Here is a 17,098-nt window from a genome sequence, read left to right on the forward strand (position 1 = left end):
CTCATAATCAAACAGTACCAGCCGCTGCCCTGTTCAACATGTGGCAGAGTGAATCGGCCTAACAAAAAGTCAGGTCAATTCAGGAGGACGGGTATACGCAAAAAATTCTTGGGCAGTCCGGGTTGGCGCGCACAATCGTCGTCGCGGCGAGCGCGGACTCCGCACCTACGACGCGCATGAGATGCGCGATCAGCGCCATGCGGGTCGCCGAGCATTTCCGAGATCGCGGCATGCACGTCTTGCTGTTTGTCGATTCGCTGACGCGATTTTCCGAGGCTCAGCGGGAGGTTGCAGTCTCGGCAGGTGAGTTCCCCAGCCTGAGAGGGTTTCCGCCGTCAACACCGTCCCAGATGACCGCTCTTCTGGAAAGGGCGGGCCCCTCTGACACCGGCGCGATCACGGCTGTCTGTACAGTCCTTGTGGCAGCCTCTGACATGCATGAACCTGTGGCTGATATGTTGCGCGGAATCCTTGATGGACACGTCCTGCTTGATCGGAAAATTGCCGACCAGGGCCGATTTCCCGCAGTGAACGTCCTGCAATCGGTGTCGCGCTGTCTGCCTGATCTTGCCGAACCAAAGGAGGTCGAAACCATCGCGCAGGCACGTCGATTGATCGCAACTTACGATGCCGCATCCGGCCTGATTGAGTCAGGTCTATATGCATCTGGATCCGACGTCGACGTTGATCGCGCAATCGCATTCCGAAAGGCTTTTATCGAGTTTTCCACCATCCGTGCGAATTGTGAGTTGCCTGAGAGTTTCGAAGCGCTGCGCTTATGTATCCGACGCAGCGAGTCAACAAAGGAAGCCCGTTCGCGACCCTGACTCATCTGGCTGTTCTTGGAATTCCGCTCAACAAGACCAATGCCGTTTGAAGCGGTGTCGCGCCGGACATGGACTGCACTTGACGCAAAAGCAGAAAGCGACGGACGATCTGTTCCGATTGTCCCTCTGCCGCCAGTTCAAGAAGGTCATTGGACCCGAATACAGTCTGGGCCTTGTCCATCAGGCGCTTGTGCTGCTCGTCGATATCGAGTTGAGCAAACTCTTTCGGGAGGCCAAGTGCAGTCTGGAAGACTTCCCGCAAGGGCGGCGTCGCCAACACTTGGTACCACGCTGTTGAACTGGAGCTGGCTGACCGTTGCAGATTGCCGAGCTCGCGCGCGAACCCAAGCGCCAACCGCATATCTTCACTGGCTTTTCCGATCTCTATCTCGAACGACGTGTTCTGGAAATTTTCAACAGTCTTTTGGGCCAGACCCTGCAGAGTCTTGTGTCCGGGAGGTTGCTTTGAAAAATCGAAATCGCGGGCAAGCGCACGATATCGTCTGTCTGCCAGCTTGTTGGCCAAAGCCGATTGATCCGCGACCCCATCCGTCAGAACTTTGCGAATGAAAAAGCGGTTCTCTATATCATCGGAAAGCCCGTACGCGCCCAATACGACGCGAAGCAGACGTCTGTCTGAGACAATGTCGTCCGGGCTATTGATCAAGTCGAATTTCTCAAGGAAATATCCGCTGTCCGAGGCGGTTGGCGTGCTGCGGTTGAAGATGGTTTTCTGCACCGGCAGCGTGGATTTCAGAAGGGTCCACCCCGAAAGACCGCTGCCTGGGACAAAAGGCTGAAAGGTCATTCCTGGTGCAGCGCCAAGAGGCGCGCCTCCAGAGGAAGCAGTTGCCGGAGCAGTTTCAGGCATCCATAGGCGTTTCGATCAGCGATCGCCCCTTGCGCCTGCAGCAGCAACGTCGAACTGTGGGTATCGCTCAGAATATCCGCCAGTGTCCGGACCTGACCAAGAAGGCGGTCCCAAAGCGAAGCAGACTCGACCTCGCCACTCAAAAGCAATTGTGCCAGGTAACATGCTCGGCGAACAGGCGTGTTGGCTTCATCGGGATGGATTGCATCCTTCAATCTCAGGATATTGGCATTTGATGTCAGAACGGTGATCTTTGATCGGCGATCGCCGTTTTCGATCACGGCTCCATTGATCAATACGCGCTCTTTTGGACCCAATTTGAGGACGAGACGACTCATGAACGGTTCCTCTTGTCAGAGAGACCACGCAAGACAGCGAGGTTGATTTCGATAAGGGGATCGGCTGAAAGAGTGTCCTGTAGCGCTCGTCTGGTGAAGGCTTGCGTGAACTCACCCAAAAAGAAGATCCGAGCACGCAAGTCTTCGGGCAAGCCATTTCCAGAGCTTGCGACATCTGAAGCCAAGATGGTCCATAGTTTGCGATTGTCTTGCAAAGCGGCAGCGAAATTCGGGAAGTCTCTGTTGCGAGTATCATTTGCCCGTCGCAACCTTCGGGTTGTTTCGAGAATGATTTCGATTTCGGAGTCCTTGGCCGATTTCGTCGCTGCAGCGATGTAGCCTTGGTAGGCGGAGTTGTGTGAGGTCACGGCTCAAACCTATACTGTGTCGATGTTGCGAAGGAGGATCGGGCCGCGGATGCGGCCCGACACGTCATTACCGGAACAACGAGAGCAAGGATTGCGGAGCCTGGTTTGCGATCGACAGCGCCTGAACGCCCAACTGCTGCTGAACCTGCAGCGCCTGAAGGCGAGCTGACGCTTCTTCCATATCCGCATCGATCAGCGTGCCAATCCCGGACTTCAGGGAGTCGGTCAGGCTGGAGATGAATTTTGCCTGTGTTTCGATTCTGCCTTGTGCGGAACCGAACGATGCGGCCGAGTCGATGGCGTTCTGGATCATGAATTCGATCGAAACCAGCGCCGCGTCAGCACCGGTGTCGGACGTCACATCGATATCATTGAGCTTTTCGAGCCCACCTCCGATCGTCACCGATGTCGGCGTTGTCAGCGTATCAATGCGCGCCGAGATCGTGTCAGTTGCATCGGTCACCGTCGATGAAACAGTCAAGGTGCTTCCGGAAGCAGTCACGTTGAAGATATCGGTATCAAGACCTTGTTCCGCGGCATAGATTGCGAATGCCTGCGCCAGGCCTTTTGCAACATCGCCAGCTGTGTCACCGTCACGCGCAATGTACATGATTTTCTGCGCATCTGCGGCCGTTGTTCCGGTTGTATAGTCACCAGGTGTGAATTTGTCGCCATTCGCATCCGTTCCAGTCACGCCCAGACTGAAAATCTGTCCAGCGCCAGTCGGGGTGGTCACCGTCAGGTTTGCACTTTGCGTCCCATTCAGCGTCACAGCCGCAGTCAGGTTCGCGACCGTTCCGCCGGTTACTGAGCTGGCCGTCGTTCCAAGGTCCTTTTTCCCAACGGCAATATCGCTTGCCGAAACGCCCGACGATGATCGATCCAATGAGGCGAGCACATTCACCGTTCCGGAACCTGCAGTTGTTTCGCGATTGGACAGCAAATTCAGCCCATTGAACTGGGCAGCGCCCACCACGGCGTTGATCTGATCACGAAGCGCGACAATGTCGGTCTGGATCTTGGCCCGATCCACGTTCTGTTCCTGTGACGCAACGATCTTCCCCTTCATTTCAGTCAGAAGGTCTGTCACCGTTTCGGCACCGTTTCTTGCTACCGCAACGGTTGATTCCCCAAGGTTGAGGCTATCCGAAATCCCTTGAAAACCTTTCACATCGGATTCCATCACTTTGGAAATTGCCCAAACGGCCGCATTGTCACGCGCCGTCCCGACGGATTTACCGGTCGAAATCGCGTTCTGCGTATCAGTCAGACGAGAATTGATGGATTTGAGCGTCTGCAGTGCAACCATCGCTCCGTTGTTTGTCAGAATACTGGACATTGTGTTCCTTTCAGTCGTGCTTTGCACATCATGAGGCAGGTCCGGATTTTTTCGGCCTGCGGTTAAATGCCATTCTGACACTTGCTGGATCGTTCCCGCGCCACGCATATCGTGCCGCTGTAATAGAGCTTCTCGTTATGAACAGGTCCTTAAGAGGCCCGGTACTGGCGACCGAAAAATCTGAAAAACTTTAGATATTTTCCATCGGAGGTTCACTTCGCGTTAAAGCGTGTTTGCGAAGAACGACATGTCCAGATATTGAGTTGCATTATGCTTTCTTTAATACGCCCAGACGTGCTGCAAAAAGCTAATCCTCTTGGTTTTGTTGCAGCGACGAATCCTGTCTCTTGCACGGCAAACATGTTCAACTTGGAAGTTCTTCTCTTGTCAGGCTCTTCCCACCAGACAACACACGAAAATCCTTCTCTTCCTTTTTTAAGGAGTACTATTAATGTACCTCTCGAGCACGATTCCTTTAAGCCAGAACTTCAAGACTTTGCCTGGTCCAATACAGAGCCCGGAGCTAGCCACGCGGAATCAATAAATATTGAAAGCATCTTTGTCGTGATGGATCATCAACCTAATGCCGAATTCATGATATCTGAAAATGGAACAACTTTCGTTTCTGTAAATGTCGAATATCTGAATAATAAAGATATTAATCTCGAAGCAACTGATCGAGAGGAGGGAACATATTTACCTCCAGATAATAATGATTATGCAATCACTTCAAATAATGATTTTGCTTCGATGGCACCCAATATATTCAAGAAAGCCCCCGATGTTCTCAGGGGTGTTGATTTTGCAAGCCAAAGCGAGAACTGCAATAATAAAAAATTATACGTTAGCTCTTCGCAAAACTTTCTTCTAAAGGCTTTAATCAAAGAAGAAGTCAAGCCCAAAGAACAGCGTAGAAATCAGCTCCTGTACGGAGGTGAAGTTACGCGAATTTTCAAATCAAGAGAATTGATGACCCAAAATGATTTCAAAAATACTGGTGATTGGTTACTATATCCAATGCCAAGAAAAGAAGAATCGCCGCAAAACTTCTTACCAGCTTTGGGGCAACCTATAACTAACTCGCGACGCGCAAACGCGTTAGAAACGGGAATTTGGCAAAAACTCCAGATATCTCCAGGTTATAACGAAAGTAGAGGCGAGGCATATGAAATTCCTGCGGGTCGCTTTGCATTTTTTGAAGAGGAAAGTTTTGAGAATTTAATGAACTTTAGTCGTAAAGAGCATAATCAACTTTCCCCACTACAGGCGTCCAATGCAAACTACTATCTGGGTAAGGGGTATGCAGGACTTACTTCTTCGGAAGTGCGGGATGAGCCGGAGATACGCTCGGCAGTGACTTTGAGCTCCTCTGACACCGGCATTGAGGTAAAATTCATGTCACCCGATCCAGAGGTTATTGAATTAATGGTTCGAAATCAAATGGAGCTCAGATCAGTATTCCGGCAGCTTGGTGTGGAAAATTCTGATTTTACATTCTTGAGTGGCGAGTCTGATCAAGGGCATACTTATGTGGCGGCTAATGCTGATCTTGATAATTCTTCGACACTTCATATTGAGGATGTCCGTCCGAATGAATTTTTGCCAACATCATCTCTTGATATGAGGATCTGAGCCCATGGACATTTCTTCCTTGAACGAATCTGTGAGAAGAACTGATTTTCAGCCGGTTTCTGAAATTTCCCAGGACTTCGAAACCTTCCTGAAAATGCTGACAACCCAAATTCAAAATCAGGACCCACTGAATCCGATGGCCGCTGATCAGTTCTCCAGTCAATTGGCAAGTTTCTCCATGGTGGAGCAGCAAACTCTGACCAATCAGAACTTGCAATCGTTGCTGGAGCGAATGTCCGCCACAGGTGTTGCAGAGTATTCTGCTGTCGTGGGCCGATTTGCGCTGCACGATGGGCCTTTTGCCTACTCCGGAACGCCAGTGCGATTCGAGATCTTGGACGTTTCGGTACAGGAGCAGGGGTTGATGATTGCCATCAGGAATGAAACTGGTGATGTCGTTGCTGAACGCAACCTCGGCGCCGAACAAGTCAGTCTGACTTGGGATGGATTGAACATGCAGGGTGACACAGTAGCCTTCGGGACCTACGTGGCCGAACTTCGGAACCTGAATGATGGGACGGTCAGAGATATACCGGTCTACACCGGCGCGGTTGTAGAGGAGGTGAGACTTGTGGGGAGTGAGGCGCGACTATTGTTGGTGGATGGCAGCCTAATACCAGAAAAAGACGTTGCAGCATTGCGATAAAATGGTGCCTCATTTGTCCAACATTCATTTGAGTGGATGATAAGCCCATCAGCTGAACGCAGACTTCCGAAGCGAGAGGCACAACAAGGACGATATTCACTGCCAAAGCGAAGTGCTAAAGTGCCCCACGAGTGATGTCTGATCCCCTTCCAAAAACCCGTCGGCGTGCCTGTGCATGCTGGGTTCTTCGCAGTCAAACGGAAGAATGGGTCAGCCAGCATGGTTTTGACCTCAAGATGGACCGGATGGTTTGATGTGTGGAGTTGGCATGATCAATGTTCCGGTCGCGCGTACCGAAGGATCGTTCAAACTATGGTCGAGCGCATGGCCAGTTGCGCGAGAGAGGGTTTGCTGGAGCAGCAGTCGGTAAGTCTGCAATATCCACAACTCGAGCACAGCTTCACGATACCGGCCAATGCAATGTAACCTTCGACGCCAATTGCGAAGGGTCGGTGGCGGAGTATCTTGATTGGCTTCAGACTGCGCGATCAGCTGGAAATCTGTCGGAATTCTGCGCATAATTCAATGATAGGGCGAAAAGGAAAATGTAATGGCGGCATCCCCTCCGGTTTGCGATTTTGGCTGGCGTGCTCCGAATTTCCGGCTGCATGGAACAGATGGTAAAGCCTACACACTCGACGACGTGGCTGGTCCGAAGGGAACCTTGGTCATGTTCATCTGCAACCACTGCCCATATGTTCTTGCAGTCTTGGACCGTATCGAGCGGGATGCCCGAGAATTGCAAGGGTTGGGGATTGGCGTTGCTGCCATTTGCGCCAACGATGCGGAGGCCTATCCAGCCGACAGTTTCGACAAAATGAAAAAAATGTCTGAAGAGCGGGCGTTTCCCTTCCCGTATCTGCATGATGCGGATCAGACCGTGGCGCGCGGATGGGATGCCGCGTGCACACCTGATTTCTTCGGGTTCAATGCCGAAGGTGAATTGCAGTACAGGGGGCGGCTTGATGCGTCTGGTCGCAATCCTGCACCGCCCGATGCGCGCCGGGAGCTGTTCGACGCAATGCGCCAGATCGCTGAGACCGGACAGGGGCCGGCGGATCAAGTCGCATCGATCGGATGCTCCATCAAGTGGAAGGCGGCTTGATCCGGGACTGCCAATCGATCCAACGCAGGGTTCCGTGAAACCTACACACGGATCATGAATCCGCGCGAAATATGGTGCCGAACGAACCAGATCATCACAAGTCCCGGGATCAGCGACAGCGTGGTCATCGCCATGACAAGGCCGATATCCGTGCGAAATCCGAAAAGGCTCGATATCGCGGTGGTGATCGGCTTCCCATCCGTGATGGTCAGCGTGCGCGCGAACACGACCTCGACCCAGGAAAACATGAAACAGAAGAACGCGGCGGCCCCGATGCCGGGCGCGATAGCAGGTACAAGGTGGCGCAACAGGAAGCTCGGGGTCGAATGGCCGTCCAGAAAAGCCGTTTCGTCGAATTCCCGTGGCACCGAGACAATGAAGCTTTCCAATATCCAGATCGCGATCGGAACGTTGAAGACGCAATGCACCAGCGCGACCCCGACCGGCGTGTTGATCAGATCGACCTGCGCGAACAAAAGGAAGACCGGCAGGGACAGCACAACGGGCGGCGTTACCCGAAAGGCCAGCAGCGCAAAAAACGCTGCGCGGTCTCCGGTAAAGCGGTATCGGGCAAAACCGTAGGCGGCGGGCAGGGCGACCGCAAGGGTGAGGCAGACATTCAGCGTAACGTAAATCGTTGAATTGATGAGGGAATCGACCAACCGCTCTGTCCGGAACACGTTGATGTAGTTGAGCCAGGTGAGTGTGCCCTTGGGAACATCCTCACGCGGCAGGGTCGATGTGAAACTGAGCTGGACGACCTGAAGCAGTGGCAAGAGAATGAACACTGCCAGCAGGACGAACGCGATGATGCCAAGCGCACGCCGCTTCATGGTGTGACCTCCGCATCCCGACGCGCGGTCATAGCGCGCCAGAACACCCAGACGATCATCAGGCTGATCACGAAATGAACAACGGATCGCGCCGCGGCTGGCCCATAGTTGAAGGCCTTGATCTCTTCACCAAGATCGAGCGACAGGAATGTCGTTGCATCGCTGGGCCCGCCCGCATTGATGCCGAAAGCCTCAACGTAGATCATGAAGCTGTCCATGAACCTTAGCAGCAGCGCCATCAGCATCACCGCCGTCAGCTTGGGCAATTCGATATGGCGAAACACTTGCCATCGGCTTGCCTGATCGATGGCGGCCGCCTGATAGTAACTGGGGGCAATCCCGGACAAGCCAGAGCAGGCGAGGATCGCAACCAGACCGACCCAGTGCCACGTGTCCATCAGAACCAGCAGGATCCAGGTGTGGATGGCCGTGAACTTGTAGTCGAACGGCACGCCGCTCCACGCCATTGCACGGCCCAGATAGCCGGTCTCCGGGTCGATCAGTGCCAACCAGATCGACGGGATCATGTTCCAGGGAACCACAAGTGGCACTGCGAGCAGGATGAGTCCAAGCGACCGTACCCAACCCTCACGCGGCAGCGATAATGCGATCAACAAGCCAAGCGGGAATTGCACGGCGATCACGCAGGTGGAAAAAAGCAGGCTTCGACCAAGGCTTTCGTAGAACCGACCTTCGCCCAGGATCTCGACATACCATTCGCCGCCCACCCAGTATTTCTGGTCAAGCGTGAAGATGTCGAAAAACGAATGCCAGCCATTGATCACGAGCGGTATCAGCCCGACGAAGCACAGAAGCGCCGCTGCAGGCAGAACGAAAAACCAGGCCTTGTTGTCATGAACCTGCACGCCGGTCAGCTTCCGGTCTGCGCCAGCAGCCACTCGGCCACGCGTGCGCGTTCATCGTCGGTCAGGAACACGCCGTGTTTGGTACGCCGGAACAGGAGGTCTTCTGGAGCGACCGCCCATTCCTCCGTCAGCAACCAGCGCGCCTCGCGTGCATAGAAATGGCTGCCGAAATGCTCGCCAAGATCACCCATACCGCTGGCCCCGTCCAGGAGCCTGTCGGCTTCGGTGCCATAGCAGCGTGCGTAGTGGCGGGCGACCGGCTCGGGCAGCCACGGCCAGCGGGCCTTGAACGCATCGAACCAGCGCGGGAAATCAGCGCCTGCAATATCGCCTCCGGGAAGCGGTGCATCTTCGGTCCAACTCGGCCCCATTCGGGGAAAGAACGGCTTCAATTGCTGCAGTGCGGCTTCAGACAGCTTGCGATAGGTCGTCAGCTTTCCTCCAAATGCCGACAGGATCGGAGCGCGCGCGGTGCCACCATCCAGCTCGAATGTGTAGTCTCTCGTGACAGCGGACGCCCCCTTGGCGGCGTCATCGTCGAACAACGGGCGGACCCCGGAATAGGACCAGACAAGGTCGTCGGGGGCGAGCTCGATTTTGAAATAGCTGTTCAGGATGCCCAGCAGATAGGTGATCTCGTCCTCCGAGATGGTGACGTTTTCCGGCGCATCGTCGAACGGAATGTCGGTGGTTCCGATCAACGCCAGATCGTCGAAATAGGGATTCACGAAGATCAGCCGCCGGTCCGGCGCCTGCAGAACATAGCCATGGTCGCCGTCCCACCAGCGCTTGGTCACGATATGACTGCCCTTGACCAGACGGATCCGCTTGGACGTGTTCACGCCGGCGACATTGCCCAGAACCTGTTCCGCCCACGGCCCACCGGTATTGACGATGGCCCGCGCGCGCAGCTCTCGGACACTGCCATCCTGTCCTTGCAAGGTGGTGAGCCATGTCTCTCCATCGCGACGGGCCGAGGTGACGCGCGTGCGCGGCAAGACCTCTGCCCCGCGCAAGGCTGCATCCTTGGCATTGAGAAAGACCAGCCGCGCGTCATCAACCCACACATCGTAATAGGCAAAGGCATTTCGGTAAGCATCGCGCACCGCCTTGCCTTCGGGCGATGTGTCCAATCGGACGGATTTGGTTGCCGGGATGCGTTTGCGTCCGCCAAGCGTGTCATAGAGGAACAGACCCAACCGGATCAGCCAGCGGGGGCGCTGGCTGGCACTGTGCACGAGGATCAATCGCAGTGGCCACGTCAGATGCGGGGCCGCTTCAAGAACGACTTCTCGTTCGATCAGCGCCTCGCGCACAAGCCGGAACTCGTAATACTCAAGGTATCGCAGCCCGCCATGGATGTACTTGCCGGATCGGGACGAGGTGCCCTGGCCAAGATCGTCCTTTTCGGCAAGCACGACAGACAGTCCTCGACCGGCAGCATCCCGCGCCACGCCACAGCCGTTGATACCGCCCCCGATCACCAGAAGATCGACACTGTCGCTCATGCGGTCTCCCGTGCTGTCCCGGCAGCAACATCCTTGTAATCGTCCTGCACGCCATAAGAGCTGAAACCCTTCATGGTTTCCGCAATTTCCGCATCGGTCAGAAGCACCACATCCCCCAGCGTAAGGGCCAGATAATACTGCTTGGCAATGGCTTCGAGTTCGACTGCGCGCCACATCGCCTTGTCGAGGTCCTCGCCCATCGCAATCGACCCGTGATTGGCCAGGAGGCACGCGGTCCGCCCGTCCAGCGCTTCGATGGCCAGCGTCGAAAGCTCGGGCGTGCCGTAGCGCGCGAAAGGTGCACAGCGCACATTGGTGCCACCGAAAGCCGCGATCATGTAATGGCACGCGGGGATTTCGCGGCGTGTGATGGCAATGGCAGTGCAATAGGCCGGATGCGCATGCACGACGGCGCCCATATCGGTACGGTTCTTCAGGATGTCGAAGTGAAACCGCCATTCGGTCGACGGCTTGAGCGGGCCCTCCCAATGCCCATACTCACCGTCAAAGGGCATCGAGGCGATCATCTCGGGAGTCAGCTTGTCATAGGGTGTAGCCGATGGGGTGATCAGCATACGGTCCTTGTAGCGGGCCGAGATGTTGCCCGACGTCCCCTGGTTCAGCCCGCAGGCGTTCATGAATTTGCATTGGTCGATGATGGCCTGTCGCAGGTCGCGTTCGTCTTGTTCCATGGCTGGCTCCTCTCAGCTCGGGTTGGGCGGTGGTGTGTTCTGACGCCACCGGCAAATTGGTGAGTCCGCTGCCGCTAGAGCGGCTTCGGATGATGTGAATGCGCGCGGTCTGACGTTGCTTCTCATAAGATCCGCTCCCGCGCTTGCACCTGCGCGCGCCATGCCGCCGACAGCGCAACACGCGTTGCGTCATAGGCCTCGAACAGGGCATCGTAGGTTTCGATCAACGCCGGATCCGGCTGTTCCAGCTCTCCCAACAAAGGGCCGATCCATGCGTCAGTTGCAGCCGTGGCGTCACTGAAATGACCCTGAGCCAGTGCTGCGATCATAACGGCCCCCGCAGCTCCGGCCTCGTCCTGCGCGATGGCGCGCACTGGTGTGTTAAGTGCCGAGGCCAGAAGCCTCCGCAGTGCTGAGGATTTTGCGCCGCCACCGCTCAGACGCACTTCTCCCGGCATGGCTCCCATCGCGGTATAACAATCGCGCGCCGACAGTACGAGCCCGTCACACACTCCCCGCAGGATGTCGTCCCAACCTGTATCCAAATCAAGCCCTGTCAGGCTCGCCCGAGCCATTGGGTCGGTGAACGGTCCGCGTTCGCCTGCTGCCGAAATAAAGGGATGGTAAAGCGCCCGTCCGGGCCGTGCCTGCATCACGCGCCGATCAAACCCGTCGATTATTGAGCCCGGGTCCGGTGTGATTCCGTGTGTCTTCAGGATCTCGGCTTCAAGCCCAAACACCCAATCAATGTTGAGCGTCGCTGCCATGTTCGTTTGCAACTGGGCAAAGGCCTGTCCTGGCAGGGCCAGCGTATAACCCGTCCGTTCGGCATTCAGATCGACCGAGTCCGCATCGGGGACAAACCGCATATGAACTCCGGTCGATCCGAGGATCGTCAGACCGACCTGTGACGCGGGATCGTGAATGCCTGCGCCAAGGGCGGTACAGGCAATGTCGATATACCCCAGAGACACCGGAAGTCCGGCCGGCAATCCGGTTGTGCGTGCCGCGGCATCGCTCAAAGGGTGAAAATCCCGTGCTCCGTCAACGATCTCGGGCAGCAGGTGCCGCAGATCAGTCAAGCCCAAGGCGTCGATCACCGCCGTTGAATAGTCGCGGGTCCGGTAGTCACCAAAGGTCAAGACACCTTCGGTCGGATCCGTCGCGCGCACACCGGTCAGATTGAAGTACAGCCAGTCCTTGCAATGAAAAGCCGTGCCCGCACGCAAGACGAGATCCGGCGCATGGCGCACCATCCAGAGCAGCTGACTGCGCATCTGGCACACGTTGACGCCGGTTCCGGTGTTCTCATAGATCACGTCGATCCCGTCACTCGCGCCTAGTTCGGCAGCCTCGACACTGGCTCGGGCATCAAGCCAAAGCCATGCGTCATGCACCGGCTGTCCCTGCGCGTCGATCAGCCAGGTTCCATCGCCCTGCCCGGTCACACCCAAAGCCACGACTCGCTGGGCCAACCGGTCGATCGTTTCGCCCAACTCTCGCAGAACGGCCGCCGTGTCGGTCCAGGTGCGCCGCATGTCCTGCTCAACGCCGCCGTTCGGCAAGGTGACATAGCTGTTGCGGCGGCTCGCTTGCGCCACCTGTCGACCTTCCAGATCGAAGGCCACGGCTTTGATCACCGAGGTTCCGGCATCGATACCGATCAGAAGCGCGTCCGACATGTCAGCGCTGGTCCGTCACGCTGAAGCGCAGGCGCGAGCGATCGGTCAGGTAATGCGCCGTGTAATACTCGATGGCTTCCTGTGTCGCGCTCGATCCCGCAGACTCCACGCAAAGCGCCGCATGCCCCGGTTCCACGCCCAGCAAATCTGCATCGACGGCAGACAAGGAAACAGCTTCGATCCAGCGCTCGGCGCGGACAAGTCGGATGCCGTACTGACGCGCAATCGTGTCATAGAGCGACCGGTTGTGAAGCGGCTGGGTGTCCAGACCCGGCACCACCCGTTCCAGCATCGCCCAACGCACGATCGCACGGGGAATATCTTCGACGCTCAACACGCGGTCGATAACGACAACCGGTTCCTCCGGACCGATTTGCAGGAGCCTCTGCATCCGTGCCGTCGGCAGAATAACCTCCTGGCGCAGGACCATGCGCTCGACCGACTGGCTTTTCTCGGCCAACTCGCCGCTGAACCCTACGGTCGAGCCGACAAAGGTCTGTTCCTCGCGACGGCTTCGGACAAAGGCACCCTTGCCCTGCAACCGGTAAATCAGACCCTCGTTCACCATTTGCGCCAGGGCCTCGCGGATCACGGTGCGCGACACCTGGAACGACGCACAAAGCTCTGCCTCAGAGGGCAGGCGATCATGCTCGGACAGGCCTTCCGTGCGGATCATGTTGGTCAGCCATTGCTTGACCTGCATCCACAGCGGCGTTCCTCCGGTCCGATCCATCTGGATGATGTGGCCCGATGGAAAGGACCCTTGTGCACTGGGGCGTAGGTTCGAGGTCATGACTTCGGCACCCCATGTTGCGTGTCGAGATAGTCGAGCAGCCCGCTCACCTCGTCCTCCGTGCGAGCAGCGTCCCAGCCGAGAATACCTGCGGCACAGGCTGCAACCTCGCGCAGAATGGCGGCTCGTGTCTGTCCCTCGAACGCCATCAGCGTCCTCCGAAGCACGATGTCCTCAAGGCGCGACACTCGCTCGGTCTCGCAAATGCTGCGAATTTCCGCCGGCGTGTAGGTCGCGAGGTTTTCGAACTGATCGGGATCGCGGGCTTCAGCCGCTGCCATCTCGCGCGCTCCACTCCCGTAACGTGCTGCAAGAACCCGAACCCGCTCGGCCTCAACGCCTGTGCTGGTCGCGATTTCGGCAATCCAGTCCGCCTGCGTGTCATCCGTTTCGGGAAATCCCCGTGCCCCACCGATTTCAAGCATTTCGGTCCCTGTCTTGCGGGTAGACCGAATTGCCGCAAGAACGGCATCGGCGGTTTCCTCAGCCAGCGCGCGGTATGTGGTCCATTTTCCGCCGACGAGCGTGAAGGTCTCGAACGGGCGATCCGGTTCGGCAGGAAAATGATCGACCCGGTGATCGCGGCTGATGGCCCCTGTCGCGCGCACCGATCCGTCGGAATAGGGAAGTGGCCGAACACCTGCCATGATGAACGCGATATCTTCCTTGCGCCACGTCACTGATGGCAGGATCGGACGCAATACGTCGAAGATGTAATCCATCTCGGCTTGCGTATACCGCCGGTCATCTGGGTCGTCTGTGCGAATGTCGGTCGTACCCACATAGACGTGCTGCGCATCAAGGGGCAGCGCGATGCAGGCGCGGAAGTCCCGCGTTTCGAAATAGAGCATCCGCCCGCCAAGGGCCGACGACAGATCGGCGTTGCGCATGACCAGATGGGTGCCTCGCGTCCCGCCCATCAACCGTCCCTTTATGCCAAGACCTGTTTGTACGCGGTCAACCCACGCGCCCGAGGCATTGATGACGATTTTGGGTGTGATCTCGTAGCGCCCGCCGGTCAGCCGATCTTCGAGTGCAACTCGACCGTCCTGCTGCCGTCCGGCCGCGAGATAAGGCAGCGCCATCGCATCGGGACAGTCATTTTCCGCGTCGGCCACCAACTCCAGAACCAGCCGTTCGGGGTGACTGATGCGCGCGTCGTAGAACTCTGCGACGGCTTTGACATCCGGCGCGAGCACCGGCATCTGGCCGCGCGCAGTGCCTGCGCTCATGAGACGATGCGTCGGCATGGTGCGATGGGTGCGCCCGAAAAGATCATAGGCGATCAACCCTAGCGCGACTGGCAGGGCCCCTTTCTTGCCGGGTGTTTTCTTGAGACGGAAGAACCGCGCAACGGCGGACAGCGCGCCACCGGTCCAACTGCGCAGGGGAATCCAGACTGGTTGTGGATGCACGACATGGCGCGCATTCTTGAGCAGGAGATTACGCTCGATAAGGGATTCACGCACCAAGGCGGTTTCCCCTGTCTCGAGGTATCGAAGCCCGCCATGGATCAGACGTGAAGGGGCTGCACTGGTTCCTGAGGCGAAATCTCCGGCCTCGACCAACAGTGACGGCACGCCCTGCGCAGCCAGATCACGAAACACTCCGACACCGTTGATACCGCCGCCAACGATCAGGATGTCGGGCACACGCCCTTCGCCGATCCGCGCGACGAGTTCCTCCCTGCTGCGCATTTCTTCCCCGTGCATTCATGCGACATCCGCGAATCTCTGGCTCGCGTGGTGCCAGTATTTACTCGACAAGTTGTCATTACAAGCTGCGTTGCAGCGAAGACTTGAATGCTGCGATGCAGCGCTAACAGGTGCCCTTTTTGTCAAAAAAACAAGTTCTTGACATGTAGAGAGCCTATCGTAGGCTCAACTCATAACTACAAGTTGGCGAGTCGTGCGGGAGGGCAGATTCGACCAAAGGGAGGAGACAATGGGTGATTGCGTGATCGGCATTGATGCCGGTGGCACGATGACGAAGGCTGCACTCTTCGATCTGTCGGGGCATGAAAAGGCCTGCGCTCGGAGTCGGAACGTCACCACCTTTCCGCAACTTGGCTGGACGGAACGCGACGCCGACGGAATGTGGAAAGCCGCCGCGCAAGCCATCTCCGCCGTTCTTGAGCAAAGCGGAACCGACCCGGCAGATGTGCTGGCGATTTCGGTGTCCGGCTATGGCAGCGGCCTCTATCTCCTGGACGAGCAGGGCAACCCTGTCCGCCCCGGCATCGTGTCGACAGACGGCCGCGCGGCCGGTCTTGTGGCTGATTGGACGGCCAGCGGTCTGGCTGCGCAGGTCGAGCCTTTGATCAATCAGATTGTTTGGCCCGGTCAAAGTCTTGCGCTGCTTGCCTGGCTGCAGAAAAACGAACCGGGCATTCTTGAGCGCACGCATAGAGTGTCCTTTTGCAAGGACTTCCTTCGAGGTCGGCTCTGTGGCGACATGTCGACCGACTACACCGATGCGGGGTCCGCAGGGCTTTTGAACGTGGCGCAGGGGCGATATGCCGAAGACGCGCTGCACCTTCTCGGTATGGAAGGCTGGATCCCGAAGCTGCCCGAGATCGGTTCCTCCGATGCGATTGCCGGTCGCATCAGCGCGGACGCCGCCAAGGCCACAGGGTTGCTCGAGGGCACGCCTGTGGTCCGAGGGACAGTTGATATGGCTGCGTCGGCAATGGCGTCGATGGTCACGACCCCTAATCACATGAGCGTTGTCGGAGGGACCTTCTCGATCGCCTCGACCCTGCACACCGACCGTCCGAAAATGGATGCCGTGCCCATGTTGCAATTTGCCTATCCGCTGGGCGGATGGCTTGCGGTGCAAGGCTCGGCCACCTCTGCATCCAACCTTGAGTGGGTGGTCAAGACGCTGCTCCAGCAGGGCGGTGCCATCGAGGCAGCGGATGTCTACGCCACGGTCAACGCGGCGGTCGAGCGGGTTGTTGGGACCCACACCAACGCAATGTTCTTTCCCTATCTTTTCGGTGGCCCCGAAGGCGCTCCGGCCGGCATGGTCGGGATGAGCGCCCGTACGGATTTCGACAAGATGATGCTTGCCGTGTTCGAAGGCATCGTCTTCGCCCACAAGGCGGATATCGACCAGGCCCTCACCGGGCGCGATGCCGCGTCTCCTGACGTGATCCGCATGACTGGCGGTGCTACGCAAAGCCGGGTCTGGTCCGAAATGTTCGCAGACATCCTCGGACTGCCGGTCGAAGTCCCCTCCGGTTCCGAATTCGGGGCGCTGGGCACTGCGATGTGCGCGGCGGTCGGGGCGGGTGCCTATTCGAGCCTGCAGGAAGCTGTCAAAGGCATGGCGGGTATCGCGCGGCGGCACGAGGTGAATGCCGCACGTGGGTCGGTCCATCTTGCCAAATACCCGCGCTACTGCGCGCTGCGGGATGCGATGGCCAAATCCATGATGTCTGACGTTCCTGAACACGCCACCGCACCGACGCCGGAGCCTGCTGATGCTTGAACTGCGCAATGTATACTCATGCGCCTGAATTGACCTGATGTCGTTTCAGACGATTTTGTATTTTTCTAGGGATACGACGCGGAAGTTGTCGGTTACGGTATCGCGA

16 protein-coding genes are annotated in these 17,098 nt (G+C 57.2%); 5 read left to right on the forward strand and 11 right to left on the reverse strand.

What is annotated here, in order from left to right:
* Positions 1-104: 104 nt before the first annotated feature.
* Positions 105-827, forward strand: a complete 723-nt coding sequence (locus MRY75_RS08540) for a hypothetical protein (protein WP_292306974.1) — start codon at positions 105-107, stop codon at positions 825-827.
* A 1-nt stretch (position 828) separates the two neighbouring features.
* Here the strand turns inward: MRY75_RS08540 and MRY75_RS08545 are convergent, their stop codons facing one another.
* The 4 genes from MRY75_RS08545 to MRY75_RS08560 all read right to left on the reverse strand — a co-directional run bounded on the left by MRY75_RS08545 (position 829) and on the right by MRY75_RS08560 (position 3,743).
* Positions 829-1,635 carry a DUF1217 domain-containing protein gene (locus MRY75_RS08545; RefSeq protein WP_292306947.1) on the reverse strand — a complete coding sequence of 269 codons (807 nt, stop codon included), beginning with the start codon at positions 1,633-1,635 and terminating at the stop codon, positions 829-831.
* On the reverse strand, positions 1,632-2,036 hold the full coding sequence (gene flbT / locus MRY75_RS08550) for a flagellar biosynthesis repressor FlbT (RefSeq protein ID WP_292306949.1): 405 nt from the start codon (positions 2,034-2,036) through the stop codon (positions 1,632-1,634). Before flbT ends, MRY75_RS08545 begins: the two co-directional genes overlap by 4 nt.
* The gene (gene flaF / locus MRY75_RS08555) at positions 2,033-2,404 is read right to left on the reverse strand and encodes a flagellar biosynthesis regulator FlaF (protein WP_292306951.1); all 372 of its coding nucleotides are present in this window, start codon (positions 2,402-2,404) and stop codon (positions 2,033-2,035) included. Before flaF ends, flbT begins: the two co-directional genes overlap by 4 nt.
* Before the next feature lie 67 nt (positions 2,405-2,471).
* The gene (locus MRY75_RS08560; RefSeq protein ID WP_292306953.1) at positions 2,472-3,743 is read right to left on the reverse strand and encodes a flagellin; all 1,272 of its coding nucleotides are present in this window, start codon (positions 3,741-3,743) and stop codon (positions 2,472-2,474) included.
* A 369-nt stretch (positions 3,744-4,112) separates the two neighbouring features.
* Between MRY75_RS08560 and MRY75_RS08565 the strand changes: the two genes are divergently transcribed.
* The 3 genes from MRY75_RS08565 to MRY75_RS08575 all read left to right on the forward strand — a co-directional run bounded on the left by MRY75_RS08565 (position 4,113) and on the right by MRY75_RS08575 (position 7,126).
* On the forward strand, positions 4,113-5,375 hold the full coding sequence (locus MRY75_RS08565) for a flagellar hook-length control protein FliK (RefSeq protein WP_292306954.1): 1,263 nt from the start codon (positions 4,113-4,115) through the stop codon (positions 5,373-5,375).
* A 4-nt stretch (positions 5,376-5,379) separates the two neighbouring features.
* Positions 5,380-6,021: a flagellar hook capping FlgD N-terminal domain-containing protein gene (locus MRY75_RS08570; protein ID WP_292306956.1), complete on the forward strand. Its 642-nt coding sequence runs from the start codon at positions 5,380-5,382 to the stop codon at positions 6,019-6,021.
* Between the two features lie 550 nt (positions 6,022-6,571).
* Complete coding sequence (locus tag MRY75_RS08575) at positions 6,572-7,126, forward strand: thioredoxin family protein (protein WP_292306958.1); 555 nt, start codon at positions 6,572-6,574, stop codon at positions 7,124-7,126.
* A 41-nt stretch (positions 7,127-7,167) separates the two neighbouring features.
* Here MRY75_RS08575 and MRY75_RS08580 read toward each other — a convergent pair whose 3' ends face one another.
* From MRY75_RS08580 to MRY75_RS08610, 7 genes are all read right to left on the reverse strand, one after another.
* The gene (locus MRY75_RS08580; RefSeq protein ID WP_292306960.1) at positions 7,168-7,959 is read right to left on the reverse strand and encodes a carbohydrate ABC transporter permease; all 792 of its coding nucleotides are present in this window, start codon (positions 7,957-7,959) and stop codon (positions 7,168-7,170) included.
* Positions 7,956-8,858: a carbohydrate ABC transporter permease gene (locus MRY75_RS08585; RefSeq protein WP_292306962.1), complete on the reverse strand. Its 903-nt coding sequence runs from the start codon at positions 8,856-8,858 to the stop codon at positions 7,956-7,958. Before MRY75_RS08585 ends, MRY75_RS08580 begins: the two co-directional genes overlap by 4 nt.
* Positions 8,831-10,333: a glycerol-3-phosphate dehydrogenase gene (locus tag MRY75_RS08590; protein WP_292306964.1), complete on the reverse strand. Its 1,503-nt coding sequence runs from the start codon at positions 10,331-10,333 to the stop codon at positions 8,831-8,833. The genes MRY75_RS08585 and MRY75_RS08590 overlap by 28 nt, the downstream gene beginning before the upstream one ends.
* On the reverse strand, positions 10,330-11,025 hold the full coding sequence (locus MRY75_RS08595; protein ID WP_292306965.1) for a class II aldolase/adducin family protein: 696 nt from the start codon (positions 11,023-11,025) through the stop codon (positions 10,330-10,332). The genes MRY75_RS08590 and MRY75_RS08595 overlap by 4 nt, the downstream gene beginning before the upstream one ends.
* 122 nt (positions 11,026-11,147) lie before the next feature.
* Positions 11,148-12,707 (reverse strand): FGGY-family carbohydrate kinase, encoded by a 1,560-nt coding sequence (locus tag MRY75_RS08600; RefSeq protein ID WP_292306967.1) that lies wholly within the window; start codon positions 12,705-12,707, stop codon positions 11,148-11,150.
* A 1-nt stretch (position 12,708) separates the two neighbouring features.
* Positions 12,709-13,500 (reverse strand): GntR family transcriptional regulator, encoded by a 792-nt coding sequence (locus tag MRY75_RS08605; protein ID WP_292306969.1) that lies wholly within the window; start codon positions 13,498-13,500, stop codon positions 12,709-12,711.
* Positions 13,497-15,212 carry a glycerol-3-phosphate dehydrogenase/oxidase gene (locus tag MRY75_RS08610; RefSeq protein WP_292306971.1) on the reverse strand — a complete coding sequence of 572 codons (1,716 nt, stop codon included), beginning with the start codon at positions 15,210-15,212 and terminating at the stop codon, positions 13,497-13,499. The genes MRY75_RS08605 and MRY75_RS08610 overlap by 4 nt, the downstream gene beginning before the upstream one ends.
* 232 nt (positions 15,213-15,444) lie before the next feature.
* Here MRY75_RS08610 and MRY75_RS08615 point away from each other — a divergent pair, with 232 nt between their 5' ends.
* Positions 15,445-16,992 (forward strand): FGGY-family carbohydrate kinase, encoded by a 1,548-nt coding sequence (locus tag MRY75_RS08615; RefSeq protein WP_292306972.1) that lies wholly within the window; start codon positions 15,445-15,447, stop codon positions 16,990-16,992.
* The last annotated feature ends 106 nt before the right edge of the window (positions 16,993-17,098 follow it).

Origin of the sequence: Marivita sp. (assembly GCF_022763305.1) — a bacterium.
Taxonomy (GTDB): Bacteria; Pseudomonadota; Alphaproteobacteria; order Rhodobacterales; family Rhodobacteraceae; genus Marivita.

Bases quoted from the DNA above. Each gene is read 5' to 3' on its own strand.
- MRY75_RS08545 (WP_292306947.1), bottom strand. From the start codon at position 1,635: ATGACCTTTCAGCCTTTTGTCCCAGGCAGCGGTCTTTCGGGGTGGACC.
- flbT (WP_292306949.1), bottom strand. From the start codon at position 2,036: ATGAGTCGTCTCGTCCTCAAATTGGGTCCAAAAGAGCGCGTATTGATC.
- MRY75_RS08560 (WP_292306953.1), bottom strand. From the start codon at position 3,743: ATGTCCAGTATTCTGACAAACAACGGAGCGATGGTTGCACTGCAGACG.
- MRY75_RS08570 (WP_292306956.1), top strand. From the start codon at position 5,380: ATGGACATTTCTTCCTTGAACGAATCTGTGAGAAGAACTGATTTTCAG.
- MRY75_RS08575 (WP_292306958.1), top strand. From the start codon at position 6,572: ATGGCGGCATCCCCTCCGGTTTGCGATTTTGGCTGGCGTGCTCCGAAT.
- MRY75_RS08580 (WP_292306960.1), bottom strand. From the start codon at position 7,959: ATGAAGCGGCGTGCGCTTGGCATCATCGCGTTCGTCCTGCTGGCAGTG.
- MRY75_RS08590 (WP_292306964.1), bottom strand. From the start codon at position 10,333: ATGAGCGACAGTGTCGATCTTCTGGTGATCGGGGGCGGTATCAACGGC.
- MRY75_RS08595 (WP_292306965.1), bottom strand. From the start codon at position 11,025: ATGGAACAAGACGAACGCGACCTGCGACAGGCCATCATCGACCAATGC.
- MRY75_RS08600 (WP_292306967.1), bottom strand. From the start codon at position 12,707: ATGTCGGACGCGCTTCTGATCGGTATCGATGCCGGAACCTCGGTGATC.
- MRY75_RS08605 (WP_292306969.1), bottom strand. From the start codon at position 13,500: ATGACCTCGAACCTACGCCCCAGTGCACAAGGGTCCTTTCCATCGGGC.
- MRY75_RS08610 (WP_292306971.1), bottom strand. From the start codon at position 15,212: ATGCACGGGGAAGAAATGCGCAGCAGGGAGGAACTCGTCGCGCGGATC.
- MRY75_RS08615 (WP_292306972.1), top strand. From the start codon at position 15,445: ATGGGTGATTGCGTGATCGGCATTGATGCCGGTGGCACGATGACGAAG.